The sequence below is a fragment of the Acinetobacter sp. 24-47-47 genome (assembly GCF_057737035.1).
In genome coordinates this window covers 1,994,170-2,008,942 of record NZ_CM173216.1, presented here as the reverse complement: position 1 = coordinate 2,008,942, position 14,773 = coordinate 1,994,170, and the positions used below count along the sequence as shown (strand labels likewise).

14 protein-coding genes and 2 pseudogenes are annotated in these 14,773 nt (G+C 37.7%); 8 read left to right on the top strand and 8 right to left on the bottom strand.

What is annotated here, in order from left to right; all coding sequences use genetic code 11:
- Positions 1 to 28 precede the first annotated feature (28 nt).
- From AC1M9E_RS09430 to AC1M9E_RS09415, 4 genes and pseudogenes are all read right to left on the bottom strand, one after another.
- The gene (locus AC1M9E_RS09430) at positions 29 to 247 is read right to left on the bottom strand and encodes a hypothetical protein (RefSeq protein WP_481607699.1); all 219 of its coding nucleotides are present in this window, start codon (positions 245 to 247) and stop codon (positions 29 to 31) included.
- An 8-nt stretch (positions 248 to 255) separates the two neighbouring features.
- Complete coding sequence (locus AC1M9E_RS09425; protein WP_481607690.1) at positions 256 to 684, bottom strand: transposase family protein; 429 nt, start codon at positions 682 to 684, stop codon at positions 256 to 258.
- A gap of 209 nt (positions 685 to 893) precedes the next feature.
- Positions 894 to 1,439 carry a hypothetical protein gene (locus AC1M9E_RS09420; RefSeq protein WP_481607689.1) on the bottom strand — a complete coding sequence of 182 codons (546 nt, stop codon included), beginning with the start codon at positions 1,437 to 1,439 and terminating at the stop codon, positions 894 to 896.
- Between the two features lie 5 nt (positions 1,440 to 1,444).
- Positions 1,445 to 1,657 (bottom strand): annotated as a pseudogene (locus AC1M9E_RS09415) (AHH domain-containing protein); the annotation flags it as partial.
- 185 nt (positions 1,658 to 1,842) lie between these two features.
- On the opposite strand from AC1M9E_RS09415, the pseudogene AC1M9E_RS09410 reads away from it, so the two are divergent.
- Positions 1,843 to 3,017, top strand: a pseudogene (locus AC1M9E_RS09410) (IS3 family transposase).
- A gap of 125 nt (positions 3,018 to 3,142) precedes the next feature.
- On the opposite strand, the gene AC1M9E_RS09405 reads toward AC1M9E_RS09410, so the two are convergent.
- Positions 3,143 to 3,922, bottom strand: coding sequence for a ferredoxin--NADP reductase (locus tag AC1M9E_RS09405; protein ID WP_035267346.1), 780 nt, complete (start codon positions 3,920 to 3,922; stop codon positions 3,143 to 3,145).
- A gap of 105 nt (positions 3,923 to 4,027) precedes the next feature.
- On the opposite strand from AC1M9E_RS09405, the gene tsaA reads away from it, so the two are divergent.
- The 5 genes from tsaA (at position 4,028) to AC1M9E_RS09380 (ending at position 9,268) form a co-directional block, all read left to right on the top strand.
- A complete protein-coding gene (tsaA, locus tag AC1M9E_RS09400) occupies positions 4,028 to 4,747 on the top strand; it encodes a tRNA (N6-threonylcarbamoyladenosine(37)-N6)-methyltransferase TrmO (RefSeq protein ID WP_481607688.1) in 720 nt (239 codons plus the stop codon).
- 128 nt (positions 4,748 to 4,875) lie between these two features.
- A complete protein-coding gene (gene tfpB / locus AC1M9E_RS09395) occupies positions 4,876 to 6,633 on the top strand; it encodes a type IV pilus assembly ATPase TfpB (RefSeq protein ID WP_481607687.1) in 1,758 nt (585 codons plus the stop codon).
- Between the two features lie 102 nt (positions 6,634 to 6,735).
- Complete coding sequence (locus tag AC1M9E_RS09390) at positions 6,736 to 7,113, top strand: NirD/YgiW/YdeI family stress tolerance protein (RefSeq protein WP_481607686.1); 378 nt, start codon at positions 6,736 to 6,738, stop codon at positions 7,111 to 7,113.
- 145 nt (positions 7,114 to 7,258) lie between these two features.
- Complete coding sequence (locus AC1M9E_RS09385; RefSeq protein ID WP_481591355.1) at positions 7,259 to 7,924, top strand: response regulator transcription factor; 666 nt, start codon at positions 7,259 to 7,261, stop codon at positions 7,922 to 7,924.
- Positions 7,925 to 7,936: 12 nt separating this feature from the next.
- Complete coding sequence (locus AC1M9E_RS09380; protein ID WP_481607685.1) at positions 7,937 to 9,268, top strand: sensor histidine kinase; 1,332 nt, start codon at positions 7,937 to 7,939, stop codon at positions 9,266 to 9,268.
- Positions 9,269 to 9,369: 101 nt separating this feature from the next.
- On the opposite strand, the gene hemP is transcribed toward AC1M9E_RS09380, so the two are convergent.
- Entirely contained in the window at positions 9,370 to 9,540 is a 171-nt protein-coding gene (hemP, locus tag AC1M9E_RS09375) for a hemin uptake protein HemP (protein ID WP_035267337.1), read from the bottom strand.
- A 136-nt stretch (positions 9,541 to 9,676) separates the two neighbouring features.
- Between hemP and AC1M9E_RS09370 the strand changes: the two genes are divergently transcribed.
- Positions 9,677 to 10,579: a thiamine phosphate synthase gene (locus AC1M9E_RS09370; RefSeq protein WP_481607684.1), complete on the top strand. Its 903-nt coding sequence runs from the start codon at positions 9,677 to 9,679 to the stop codon at positions 10,577 to 10,579.
- A 30-nt stretch (positions 10,580 to 10,609) separates the two neighbouring features.
- Here AC1M9E_RS09370 and AC1M9E_RS09365 read toward each other — a convergent pair whose 3' ends face one another.
- On the bottom strand, positions 10,610 to 11,179 hold the full coding sequence (locus AC1M9E_RS09365; protein WP_481607683.1) for a tetratricopeptide repeat protein: 570 nt from the start codon (positions 11,177 to 11,179) through the stop codon (positions 10,610 to 10,612).
- 26 nt (positions 11,180 to 11,205) lie between these two features.
- Complete coding sequence (gene mrcB / locus AC1M9E_RS09360) at positions 11,206 to 13,602, bottom strand: penicillin-binding protein 1B (protein WP_092767169.1); 2,397 nt, start codon at positions 13,600 to 13,602, stop codon at positions 11,206 to 11,208.
- A 227-nt stretch (positions 13,603 to 13,829) separates the two neighbouring features.
- On the opposite strand from mrcB, the gene AC1M9E_RS09355 reads away from it, so the two are divergent.
- Positions 13,830 to 14,771 (top strand): NAD(+) kinase, encoded by a 942-nt coding sequence (locus AC1M9E_RS09355; protein WP_092767167.1) that lies wholly within the window; start codon positions 13,830 to 13,832, stop codon positions 14,769 to 14,771.
- The last annotated feature ends 2 nt before the right edge of the window (positions 14,772 to 14,773 follow it).

The window sequence follows — 14,773 nt, the reverse complement described above, 5'->3', positions numbered from 1 at the left end:
CCCAATTCTTCTTTTATTGATTTCTTGGTTATAAAGTTTTAGCTACAGGATGTAGTTTACAGCGCTTTTTTGCTTTTAATGGCAATAGACTATTTGGATACACCGTATAAATCCCTTGATAGCCTTTATCTGAAAGGATAAAAGACCCTTTAAGAATTTGATTCAGGTTACGTTTGAAAAGCTCGAAATCATGTACAGCACCACGACTCGTGCATAAACTCAGAACTTGCTGTGTTCTATAATGGATAATGGCTTCTACTTTAAAAGTATGTGCCTTCTTCTTACCACCATAGCTTTTCTTCTGTTTTTTTTAGGTCTTTGTATTAGAATTTCTGTGGCATCTACGATCACCACATTCCAGTCGATACCTTCGCCTTCAGGCAAACTCTTGGGTAAATTAAATAGATTGGACTTGATCAGGCAATCCTCTACGTGGCGGACGATTCTTGAAGCAGTAGGCTCTGACACACCATAACTCGTTGCGACATGAAACAATGTTCGATATTCACGCCAATAACTTAAGCACAGAAGGATTTGATCTTCTACACTTAACTTAGATGGTCTACCTTTAGCAGGTACAAGCATTTTTAGCTGTTCAGTCATTAAATCAAAGGTTGACCATGAGATGCCTGTATATCGCTTAAACTGTGTTTCAGAAAGCTTCTTTGAGTCGATGTATTTCATTCGCACATTATGCATGAATATTTAAAATTATTCGGTACAAATAGTCAGCAAGGGATAGATCGTTTTTTGATTTATGAAAGAGATCTATTTAAGAATTCAACTGCAGAGAAAAGTTATGTTTGAAAATATTGATATTGATGCTTTAAAGAAAAAAATAAATTAGCATCGTCCTCTCTCCCCCTGCAATGGTAAAAAATCTACAATATGTATCACATTATCAAAGCAATAGTTTTTTCTCCATACTCAATTTTTCTAGAAGTTCCAAAATAACGAAAAACAATTTGCTTCCTATTTAAGGCATTTAGAATAAAATTGGAAAGGGTACTATCACTTAATGCAAGACTAACACTGCCAAAAACCTCTTTACAATTTTCTAAATACCATTCTTCAAGCTCATTATCAGAGAACTTACCATAATCATGTTCAACAAAGGCATCAAATTTCTTTAGATACGATGTAAGACAAAGAGTGAAATAAGGATCAAGTCTTTCGGTCGCCCCTAAATCAGTAAAATCAATTGTTTTGTCAACAATTTTTTCTGGAAATAAATATAAATGCCCCGCATCAAACCAGAACTCAATCGCTATATAATCCCAATCAAGCAATGTGATTACTTGCGAGAATTCTTCGAAAAACATATGTATAGCTTTTTTACAATCAGAAGATAACTCATCACTGCCTTGATCCAACCTACCGACATGATCACTACTAAAAGTTAAAGAGTCATCATATTTCTCAATATCATATAATGCCATTACGCTTACTCCAGTCTTGTCCCTTTCTTATCCATATTTCTCAAAGTTACTCTCATTTCACGATTAAAGTTAACAAGGTACTTTGCTGCCTCTTCATTCGTCATATTTGGATAGGTACGATTTACGTTATTCAAATAATTTTCAATCCTTATACTGTAATATTGATGTGGCCCCCTATGATTTGATAATCGCACACCATTCTCTGCGCCGTTTATATTAAACCCACCCTTTGAAGATTTTTTGTACTAATGAATGGCTTTGTTGCACAAAGCTATTCTTAAGGGCTTCTTCAGCCATATAATTTTCAAATGAAGAAGCCTACACACGAAATCTACCGCATGTAGTGGTTTAATAAAGTTGGACACTAAATTAGGTGATAATGTATTCACCAAAGAGGTGCTCAATGAAAACAAGACGAACATTCACTCCAGAATTCAAATTAGAGGCAGCTAGCCTTGTGCTTGATCAAGGCTATTCAATTTCTCAAGCCTGTCGTGCTTTAGATGTTGGACAAACAGCATTAAAACGTTTGGTCGATCAACTTCAACTGGAACGTACAGGTCAAGCTCCAACAGCCACTGCTTTAACTCCCGAGCAAAGAGAAATACAGCAACTTAAAGCTCGTATTCATCAACTCGAACAGGAGAAGATTATTCTAAAAAAGGCTACAGCTCTCTTAATGTCAGACGAATTCAAACATATGTGTTGATCGATCAATTAAGAAAGCTAAGCTCTGTTAAATTATTATGTCACGCCTTTGGTGTACTTTGTTCAAGTTACTACCATTACTGTTCAAAAAGTAAAAGTTCGAATCCAGATCGCATCAAGCTTAAAGTGATGATCAAGAGTCTTTTTAGACAGAGTCGTTGCTCTCTCGGCAGTCGTGGAATTCGATCAATGCTACTGAATCAAGGTATTAGTGTTGGGCGCTATTTGGTACGTAAGTTGATGCGTGAATTGGGGCTTGTTTCCAAACAGCGTAAGAGGCACAAGTATCAAAGCAATGTTGATGATATTCCTGTTGCCCCAAATACATTAAATAGGCAATTTAAACCTGCTCAACCTAACCATGCTTGGAGCAGCGATATTACATATATTTGGACAGGTAAAACATGGGCTTACCTTGCTATCGTTCTTAATTTATATGCACGTTGAATCATTGGTTGGTCTATATCAGCAAAAGCAGATCAGCATTTAGTGATTAAGGCTTTAGATGAAGCATGGCATTGTAGAGGAAAGCCTGTTGGTGTCATCTTTCATTCTCTTGCGAAGCAATGCTTCTCAGGTAGCCAATATAAAAGTCATCTCGTTCGACAGAGGTTAGAGCATTATGACATGCGACAAAGTATGAGCCGAAAAGGTAACTGTTGGGATAATGCTCCAACAGAACGAATCTTCAGGAGCCTTAAGACTGAATGGATTCCTAAACTCGGATATCACTCAATTGAAGAAGCAAAGCTAGATATCGGTCTGTATCTGATGAAATATTACAATCAGATTCGACGACATCAATTTAATGATGGCATCAGCCCTTGTGAGGCTGAACAAAAACTTAAAACTATGTCCAATATTTGTTGACCTCTACACTGAATAAAGTTACTACAGAGTTAAATCAAGATAAAATCGATTTAAATAATAGGGTAAATATAACACTCAATAAAAAAACCGAGCAAAAAAGCTCGGTTTTTTTATTGTACGTAATTTTATTTTTCAACAAACGCACGTTCAATCACATAATCACCAAGAACACCCATACGTGGAGATTCTTTTAAGCCATGTTGGTCAAGAAGTGCAGCTACATCGTCAAGGAATGCAGGAGAACCACATAACATTGCACGGTCAGTTTCAGGATTAAAACGAGGTAAGCCGATTTTCTCGAAAAGAGCACCAGTTTCAATCGCAGTTGTAACACGACCTTGAGTATGGAAGTCTTCACGTGTAACTGTTGGGTAATAAATTAACTTTTCTTTCGCACCAAGTTCCCCAAAGAACTCATGGTTTGGAATTTCATTTTGAATAAGGTCTTGATACGCCAACTCTGAGATATAACGTGTACCGTGTACAACGATGATTTTCTCGAAACGCTCATAAGTTTCTGGATCACGGATAGTCGAAAGGAAAGGAGCTAAACCAGTACCTGATGATAAAAGATACAAGTTTTTACCAGGATTTAAATCATCAAGAACAAGTGTACCAGTCGGTTTTTTAGAAACTAAAATTTCATCACCAACTTTTACTTTTTGTAGGATTGATGTCAAAGGACCATCTGGAACTTTAATAGAGAAAAACTCAAGTTCTTCTTCATAGTTCGCGCTAGCAATCGAATATGCACGCATTAAAGGCTTGCCATTGACTTCTAAACCAATCATCACAAATTGACCATTTTTAAAACGCAATGCTGTATCGCGAGTCGTTTTAAAACTGAATAATGTGTCATTCCAGTGGTGTACGTGAGTAATCTTTTCGACGTTAAAAGCAGCCATTAAAGGTCTCAATAAATTATCAAATTAGAACAGCTTGCTATTCTAAACTAAAACCATTCTCGATAAACTGAATATATTTAATTGAGCTTATCAAAAAAAGTGATTATGAATGAGCTGACTTTACCTGTGATTGGTATAATGAGATCTCCCTACAAAGAAAAGTTTGGTATTCCACGTCAGCCAAATTTAGTAAATGTTGAAAGTTATATTGAACTATTGGCGCCATATAATGATGAATTGGCTTTTGAAGGTATACATGATTTCAGTCACTTATGGCTGATTTGGCAGTTTCACGATAATAAAAATCAGAATAATCAAAAATTTAAGCCACAAGTCAGACCACCACGTTTAGGTGGAAATAAAAAAATGGGGGTCTTTGCGACAAGAAGCATGTACCGTCCAGCACCTATCGGTATGTCAGTCGTACAATTCAAAAAACTTTTTAAAGAAGGTGATTCTTTGAGATTGTATGTGTCTGGCAGTGATTTACTAGATGGAACACCCGTTATCGATATCAAACCATATATTCAATATTCTGATGCCGTGGTTGAGGCGACGAGCGGTTATGCACAGGATAAGCCAATTCAAAAAAAAGTTGTTTGGTCAAAAACTGCTGAAACTCAGCGAAATCAACTGTTGGATCAACAATGTGTCGCTGAAAGTTTAATAAAGGAATTGGAACAAGTTTTGTCATTTGATCCAAGACCATCTTATCAAAATGATCCTGAGCGAATTTATGGGCTAAGTTTCGGCCTCTTAAATGTCAAATTTAAAGTGGATACTGAGGTTGAGATCGTTGCACTGGAACTTTGTGCAAACGAATAAATTGTTGGACTGATGTATTTAAAGCTGAATTTGATCTAATGAATTTAATTGTAAATTCTGAATAGGCTAAAGGCTAATGTTGAATAAAGAATTTGCTATAGTTGGGCTCAAGGAATGGGGCAATTTGAATGAATTTTAATTTTGAAATTGATACAACATGGTGTTTAGAACAACTACTAAAAGATGGTCGTATTTTAGAGCGAGATAAGTTGCTCATACAAACCCGACACCGCCAAAAAGATCAATTTAAATGGCATCCATTGCAGTGGATTGCTCATTTTGAATTGGTAGATCAAGTTCAACCTCAACATAAGTTAACATTGCAACGCTTATGTGAGTGGTTAGCATTAAAAACACAACTCCAATATTATGTGATCGACCCGCTTAAAGTAGATGTTGCAGCACTGACTCAGGTCATGTCACAAGAATATGCATTCAAAAATAAAATTCTTGCTGTGGAGGTGCATCCTGATCAGATCTTAATTGGTACAGATCAACCATTCTTGGATGATTGGGTTAAGAATTTAGAAAAGAGTTTAAGTCCTAAAAAAATTGTTAAGGTTTTACTGAATCCAGAGCAGTTACAACGTTACTTGATTGAATATTATCAAGTGAGCCGAGCAGTAAACTCTTCTCAATATTCAGGAGCTTACGACCGACAGAGCCGAGGTGTTGAATCCCTTTTACAATTGGGTGATAGTCAAAATCCTGATGCCAACGATCAGCACATCGTAAAATTAGTCGACTGGTTGCTTCAATTTGCCTTTGAACAGGGTGCGAGTGATATTCATCTTGAGCCTCGTGCGGAGAAAGGACGTGTTAGATTCCGTATCGATGGTGTGCTGCATACGATTTATAACATGCCTAGCAATACACTCACGGCAGTAATTTCTCGTATTAAAATTCTGGGTCGTATGAACGTTGCAGAAAAACGACGTCCTCAGGATGGGCGTTTAAAAACGCGTACACCTAAGGGTCAAGAAACTGAACTGCGTTTATCAACTCTGCCTACTGCAGCAGGCGAAAAAATGGTAATGCGAATTTTTGATCCTGAAGTATTAGTGAGGAGTTTCCAACAACTGGGTTTTGAAGGAAAACTGCTAGAACAATGGAATGCCATTACCAAAAATAGTCACGGCATCATTTTAGTGACAGGTCCAACTGGTTCAGGTAAAACCACAACCCTGTATTCATCAATGAAACAACTTGCGACTGAGCAATTAAATGTTTGTACGATTGAAGATCCTATCGAGATGATAGAGCCGAGCTTTAATCAGATGCAGGTAAACCCTGCAATTGATCTTCATTTTGCCGATGGTGTACGTGCCCTCATGCGCCAAGATCCAGACATTATCATGGTAGGGGAAATCCGAGACCAAGATACAGCGAATATGGCGATTCAAGCTGCGTTAACAGGTCATCTCGTACTTTCAACACTTCATACAAACGATGCACCTTCAAGCTTGACTCGTTTACATGATCTAGGGGTGCAGCCATTTTTAACAGCGGCAACAATCTTAGGGGTATTGGCGCAAAGGTTAGTCAGAAAATTATGTTCTCATTGTAAAGAAAAACGGGAAATTAATGCTCAAGAATGGGAACATCTGACCTATGGGTATTTAGTGAAGATGCCTGCTCAAGTGTATCATGCCAAAGGTTGTGAACATTGTCGTCACACAGGGTATAAGGGTCGGGTGGGTATATATGAGTTTATGCCTGTGTCTCTAGAAACAAAACAAAAAATCAGTGCTAATCTTAATTTAGATGAATTACGTGCTCACGCAAAAAAAGAAGGTGTAGAGCCGTTGCGTATTGCGGGTGCTCGAAAAGTCCTTGAAGGGGTAACGACATTAGAAGAGGTACTAAGAGTCGTACCACTAAGTTAATTGTCAAAGATTAATAAATATTCATATTTCTTAAGATTCGCTTCAGCTTTGTTTGTTTTAATAGCTTCATCGAAACAAACATCACATGAAAAGGTATAGAAAATGAAAGTTTTAAATCAAGCTTTAATCGCGACAGTTTTAGTCGGTGCAACTACATTTGCAATGGCTAATACGGCAGTGAACCAAAGTGCTGTTAATCATGCAGCCATTGCACCACAAGCAATTACGACTGTTAAAAATGCTTTAACTGCCAAAGATGATACCCCAGTGAAATTAAAAGGCTATATTGTTAAGGCAACTGGTGATGAAAAATATCAATTCCGCGATAGCACGGGTGTGATCACTGTGGATATTGATGATGAACTTTGGCAAGGTAAACCAATCTCTGCAAAAACACCTGTTGTATTAATTGGTGAAGTGGATATTGATTATAAGCCTGCTAAGCGTGTAGAAATTGATGTAGATCAAGTTCAATTTTAATGAGCTATCTACTGAATTGAGTATTTGATTTATGGCTTTTAAGTACTCAAACCAAAAAACCACATTCTCCAGAAATGTGGTTTTTTTATGCATCTTTTTTTGAAAAACTTTATAGTGAATGAATTGTGGCTTAGTGAAGAGAGACATGCGTATATTGTTAGCAGAAGATGATGTGTCACAAGCTGAAAGTATCAAAGCTTGGTTAGAAATGGATGGATATAGTGTTGATTGGGTCGAGCGTGGAGATCATGCGATATTAGCAATTGAGCAGCATCAATATGATTGTTTATTACTTGATCGTGGATTACCGAAAGCAACTGGTGATGACATTCTGACACATTTAAGAAAACACCAACACAATACACCAGTTATTTTTATTACAGCCCAAGACAGTATCCAAGATCGTGTTGGAGGACTTGATTTGGGGGCTAATGATTATCTAGTTAAACCATTCAGTTTAGATGAGCTCTCGGCGAGAGTGAGAGCACAATTACGTACTCAGCACAAAGGCACGTCTCAAATCCTAATGTATGGATCCGTGAGTTTGGACCCCCAAACCAAAGTTGTTAAATTGAATTCAGAAATTGTCAATCTCACAGCGAAAGAGTACCAAATTTTATATAAGTTGATGCAACATCCTGAACGTGTTGTGACACGTGAACAACTAGAAGAGTCCTTATATGCTTGGGGTGATGAAATCGAAAGTAATGCAGTTGAAGTTTTTATTTATCAGATTCGGAAAAAAATAGGCTCAACCATGATTAAAACGATTCGCGGATTAGGTTATAGAATGAATTTAGATCAGGCTTAAGGTAGAACAGCGTTGCATCAGCACCCTATTTCTTTACAAAATCGTCTTGTTAAGTCTTCAATGCTCAGTTCGATGTTGGCGGGCGTTATCGCATTAATTCTTTTATTGGTGATCTCGCTTTACCAAAACATGCAGACCCATGACAATATGATGGATGAAATCGCCGATTTGATTTTGGTCAGTGATATTTCAAGTCATGTGGGAAATGAGTTAGATGATTTAAGTGAACAATTTGATATCAAATATGAATTAAAGCTCGATGAACTTATTTTGATTGAATCCCAAGACCTTGCTTTCAATCAAATTGGTTCCAAGGTGTTTTTTCAGAATGATCACTTTGGTTTTGTTTGGCTAGAAGGACGATTATTTCGTTATTACAGTGAGCAAAGTGATCAGCAAATTCTAACTATGCTTCAACCCATGTCAGCGCGTGTTGATCAGTTATTCAAAAGTTTGCTGGGCTACGGTGGTGTTCTCATTATTTTATGGGGCATTCAATGGTTTATTCTACACTTTATTATACGACGTCAGTTTAGATCTATTCACCAACTTTCAAAATTAATTTCCCAAAAGACTGTTAAGGATTTATCACCGATTACACCTTCAAAACCAGAACTAAAAGAACTGCAACCTATTGTGAGTCAAATAAACCAAATGATGGAGCGTTTAGATCGGGCAATTACTGCGGAACAACGTTTTACAGCTGATGCATCCCATGAATTAAGGTCGCCACTTTCTGCGATTCAAATGCGGTTACAACTTTTAAAACGAAAATACCAGTCTGATCATGAGGATTTGTCACAAGACTTAGAGCAGATTCTAAAAGATGTGAGTAGGGGCTCAAATATTTTAGAAAATTTACTTTTGTTGGCTAGACTTGATCCGTCTTCAACGCAAGATGTACCGATACAGTCCATAGATTTAGACCGTTTGACGAAAGAGGTTTTACATTCAGTACAACCTTTGAGCCAAGAAAAAAATATTCAGTTTAAAACTGAGTTAGGAAATCATGCGATTAAGGCAAATCCTGAGTTAATGTTTAGCTGCATTCGAAATTTAGTCGATAATGCAATCCGCTATACGCCACAGAATGGAATCGTTGATATTTTAATCAAACAAAATAATAATGAAATTCTATTTGTGATTGAAAATGAAGGTCACGGCATTGAGCAAACAGTGATTGATCGGCTGGGAGAAAGATTTTATCGTCAGTTAGGCACACGTACAACGGGCTCAGGATTAGGATTATCAATTTGCCGTAAAATTGTCGAATTACATCAAGCCGAGATTGTATTTAAGAAATCAGAGTTAGGTGGTTTAAAAGTTGAAATAAAATTTCATTAAAACCGATTGTCTATAAAGTTGAAGAAATAAAATTAAAGAAGCAGTATGGGCTGATTCATACTGCTTAGTTCCACGATTATTATTATCAAATTTTAGAATTTTTATTTTGTCAAAATGAGTCGATTATTTCGTGTGAGACGAAGGCGATATTCTTCTCCTGCATGCATGATGCGAATTTCTCTGCCTAGAGCAAATAGATTATTTGAGTGAAGCATTGGTAATGCTTGGTGGTTTTCGTTATTACGTGTAAATAAGCTAAATGGTGCGTTCATTCCTTGGACTCCGTGGTATGTGGTGAACGATTTAAATGATAATCATTATCGAATAGAGCTGTCAACGATAATTTTTCTCATTTATAAAAAAACATAAAATGCTTACAATTAAGCACTCATTTTTTGAAAGAAAATCATGTCAAAAAAAACACTTAATGTTTCTATAGCGTTGTTATTCCACAAAAATCAAGTTCTTGTAGGATGGAGAGAAGTCTCTTTACATCAGGGGGATAAAGCTGAGTTTCCTGGAGGAAAAGTGGAGTTAGGTGAAACTCCTGAACAAGCTTGCAAGCGTGAAGTTCAAGAAGAGGTGGGAATTTTTCTAGATCATGTCTATTTATTCGATATTATTACGCATGAATATGAAGATCTAATCGTAAAATTACACATTTATCAGGCTTATGTTGATCAGTCTCTACTAGATCATATTCAAAGTCCTTGGACATGGCATGATCGTTCAGCACTAACCATTTTGAATTTTCCTAAAGCTAATGATGCCATTGTTAAACGACTACTCTGGCCGAATAAAATTGCAATAAAAAATATAGATCGTCTCGATACAATCATTGATCTTAATCGAGTTAGCTATTTGAGAACTAAAAATGCTTTAGATTTTGCGCTGCATCTCAACCAGAAGAATCAACTGGATCAGCTCATTATCAATCGTGATGTGTGGATAGGATTATCAGAATCAAATCAGAAAAAAGTATTTGCCGTACAATTTAAACATGATCAATTGATGCAATTAAATTCTGATTCATTTATGGAGGAATGGAAGGGCATTAAACGCATCGCATCCTGTCATGACCATTCTAGTGTCAGTCGAGCTGTAGCGTTAGGTTTTGATGCAATATTTTTAAGTCCAGTACTGTGTACAACATCGCATCCTCAGCAAGCACCCTTAGGTTGGACGCAGTTTGAATTGTTATCAAAAGATATACATATACCAGTTTATGCGCTAGGCGGTATGAAGCCTGAATTATTAGATCAGGCCATACAACATGGAGCTTATGGAATTGCTGGTATTCGTGCTTTTTAAAGGCATTAAAAAGTAAAACTCATGCTTAAATCAAAATTTCTTGATTTGGTTTTGTGCTTCTTGGATGAGTTTTTGATTTTTTTGGAGTTGACCTGATTTCAAAATAATTTGCCAAAGTTGTCGCTTCATCGTTGCTGTTTGAGCATAACTGAGACCTCGTTTTGCCAACGATTCAGCATTTTTTGCCTCATTTTTTTGATTGGCAATCATCGCGAGATACATATAGGTCTCTGCAGATTGAGGGGCAAGTCTTTGTGCTTGGAGTGCGGCTTTCTCAGCTTCACTCCATTTTGCTTGACGAAATGCATGATGGGTTTGTTGCATTAGATTTTTAAATGCGGGAAGTTGGCGGCCATCATCGAATTTTTGAGTTGAGCTTTTCTGTTCAGGAATAACAATTTGTAATTGTTCCCGTTTAATCTCGGGTCGATCATAAGGCGTAATTTTAATACCATCGGCATCTTTTTGAGATGGTGTTGTTTTAGTCTCAGGTTGTTTAGGTTTCTGAGACGGTTGTGAGTTTTGAGGGGAGGTTAAAGTTTGGCAACCGCCTAAGAGTAATATGCTGGCGAATAGTACGCTAAAATTCAGTTTTTTCATTAACCTTAACTCCTCCTAAACTTATTTTAAGGATTATAACTTCCACTCGAAAGTACTCGAGTGGCATTCGTATTTAAATCCCGTTCCATTTCTGTTTCGCTCTCACGAATATATTGGTCGATGCTGTCTTCTGCTGGAATTTCTTCTGCATTCGTTTCAGGAACGTAAGTCGGCTCTACTTGGTAGTGTGGTAAGCCACATGCTGTTGCGCGACGAGGAACAGTATATTTAAGTATCGGTACATAGAGCGCACCTTGACAACCTTGTGCTGAAAGCTCGCCGCTATTTGAGTCAATCCAATGCCATTGTACCTCATCAGGTTGACGTAAATTGACTGGTTTTTGCTTCAGTTGCTTCATTACGTTGGTCCACACGGGTAAAGCGCCAGATGAGCCCGTTAAGCCTGTGACTTTATTGTCATCTAATCCAAGCCAGACAACTGCCAAATGATTACCTGAATACCCCGCGAACCAAGAATCTCTTGTATCATTGGTCGTACCTGATTTACCCGCTAGATTTAGATTCGGAGCGAGGCCGTTATAAGCAGCACGTCCTGTACCTGCCGACATCACACGTTGTAATCCGTAATTTAAAATATAAGCAGCCGATGGGTCGATCGTTTGTTGAACATTTAAACTATAGCGATTAATGAGCTGACCATTGGTATCAACAACTGTTCGGATAGATTTTGTAGGATATTTAAACCCTCCAGTTGCAAAGTTGCCATAAATATTCATGATTTCCATAGGCGACATTTCAACAGCCCCTAAGAAAATCGATGGGTAATTTGGAATAGGTGAAGTCACGCCAAACTTCATTAAATGATTGGTAAATGAAGAAAGTCCAAATTCTTGTCCTAAGCGAACTGTAGATAGGTTATACGAATTGGCTAAAGCTTGAACCATTGGGACGTAACCATACGAAGTTCCGCTATAATTTTTGGGTGTCCAAGTCTGATTGCGATCGACTGGCACACTAATTGGCGAGTCTTCGATTGCCGTCGCCCAGTTATAACGACCAGATTCCAAAGCAGTTAGGAAAATAACAGGTTTTAATAATGAGCCTACCTGACGTTTTGCATCAACTGCGCGGTTAAAACCTGTGAAGTCAGATACTGAACCTACGGCTGCAATCAATTCACCATTTTCAGGGTGAGAAACTAATACCGCGCCTTGAAGCTCTTTCAAGCGTGCAGGATTGGTCTTAGACAGTCTTGATACTGAATCTGTAAATGATTTTTGTACTTTGATTTGTGCGATTGGATCTAATGTGGTGAAAATTCGAAGACCTTGTTTCGTTAAATCGCTTTCTTGGTATTCTGTTTTGAGTTGACGACGAACGATGTCTAGGAAATCAGGGAAGCGAGCTGGGCCTAAAGTCGGTTTTTTAATCACGTTTAAAGGTTTAGCTGACTCAGTTTCATATTGCTCTTCAGTCAAATATCCCATGACTAACATATTGTTTAGAACAACATTACGGCGTTTTAATGCACTTTCAGGATTTCTCCAAGGATTGTATAAGCTAGGACCTTGAACGAGTCCGACAAGGAAAGCCTGTTGCGCTATACTCAATTCTCTAAGTGGTAAACCAAAATAAAATTGAGACGCTAAACCATAGCCATTGATCGAGTAATTACCATTTTGTCCTAAATTAACTTCATTCAAATATGCTTCCAGAATTTCATCTTTGTCATAATGAAACTCAAGCAACAACGCCATAAAGGCTTCATTCACTTTACGTTTGATTGTACGTTCAGGGGTCAAATAAAAGTTTTTAACCAATTGCTGTGTGAGTGTAGAACCACCTTGACGCTTACCACCAGTAACGTTGCTTACAACTGCGCGTGCTGTACCACGAAACGAGACGCCGTGATGATGATAGAAGTTGCGGTCTTCAGTCGCAATAAGCGCTTGAATTAAAGGTTTAGGAACACGATTGAGTTTAATGAGAACACGGTCCTCGTTGTGTTGAGGGTAGATTCCCCCAACTAACATTGGTTCTAGACGGGCAATCCCCGTACTCGATGGTTTTGTTGCTTTAATCTCTGAAATTTGACTAGCGCCAAAACTGACTTGGAGGATTTGTTCTGGTTCTACACTATCACCAAAATCGAAGCCACGCGTGTGGACATATATAGTATTGCCTTGAACCAAAAAATTACCTGGCTTGGTATAGTCTTCAGCGTTTTTATAACCCAACAGACCTAGCTCTTGAATGAAGTTTTGTTGCTCAACGGGTGCATTAGCATAAACTTCCAAGGGGCGTGCATATACTTTCGCTGGAATATCCCAACGATTGCCTTCAAATTTATCGCGAATAATATTATCTAAACGGATTAGATAAATACTAAAAGCCACAAATGCAGAAATCACCAGCACTGAGAAAATCAATGCAATTAAGCCAATACCACGTTCAAACTTCATAGATCAAAAAGCAAAACCCTGTTTTATTGCGCTCATCATGCGAAGCTTTTTTATAATTTGCAATAATTAAACTGTGAATTTATGCCTTTTTTAGATAAATGTAATGATTTATCTAATTCAATATTAAGGAGAAAATTAAGATTTTAAGTTGGGGAAATGTGAAATTATTCGTGAAATTCATAACATGAAACAGGCTTGAAATATGTAAGTCACAGAATGATGATGATATGATACTCAACAATTCATCTGGAGCCGTAGCATACGTGCAACTTTCAGCAAAGTCATTTCGTAATATTGGATTAATTGGACGACCAGATAAATCATCTGTGGTTGAGACTTTAAGTCTAATTCATGACCATTTGATTAGTTTAGGTTTGCATCCAGTTTTTGATTCAGAAACCGCTAAATTGGTCCCTTATAAAAATTCGCAAACGGTCAGTCGAGCTTTATTGGGTGAAGTTACAGATTTGGTGATTGTCGTAGGTGGTGATGGTTCATTGCTTCAAGCGGCTAGATCTTTAGTGAAATACAATACTCCCGTCATCGGGGTAAACCGTGGGCGTTTAGGTTTCCTAACAGATATCAAACCGACAGAAGTGTTATTTAAATTAGATCAAGTCTTGAAAGGTGAGTTTCAGCTAGATCGCCGTTTTTTATTAGAAGTCGAAGTTCGTAGTAAAAATGAACTGATTTATGATGCAATAGCATTGAATGATGTGGTGCTGCATTCAGGTAAGTCAGTCCATATGATTGAGTTTGATCTTCATATTGATGGTCAATATGTTTATCGCCAACACAGTGATGGTTTGATTGTATCGACACCTACGGGTTCAACAGCATACGCACTTTCTGGTGGCGGTCCAATTTTGCACCCAAGTATGGATGCGATCGCGCTAGTGCCAATGCACCCGCATACGCTTTCTTCTCGTCCGATTGTGGTGGGTGGTCAAAGTGAAATTAAAATTCAAATTCGTAAGAATCGAGTGTTGCCAATGGTGAGTGCTGATGGGCAACACAGTGTTTCTTTAAATGAAGGTGATTGGTTGCATATTCGCAAACATCCTTTCAAACTTACTTTATTACATCCACCTGGATACGACTTTTATATGGCATGTCGTACCAAACTAGGATGGAATCAAGATTACGATTCATTTCATCAGCAGGACTAAAC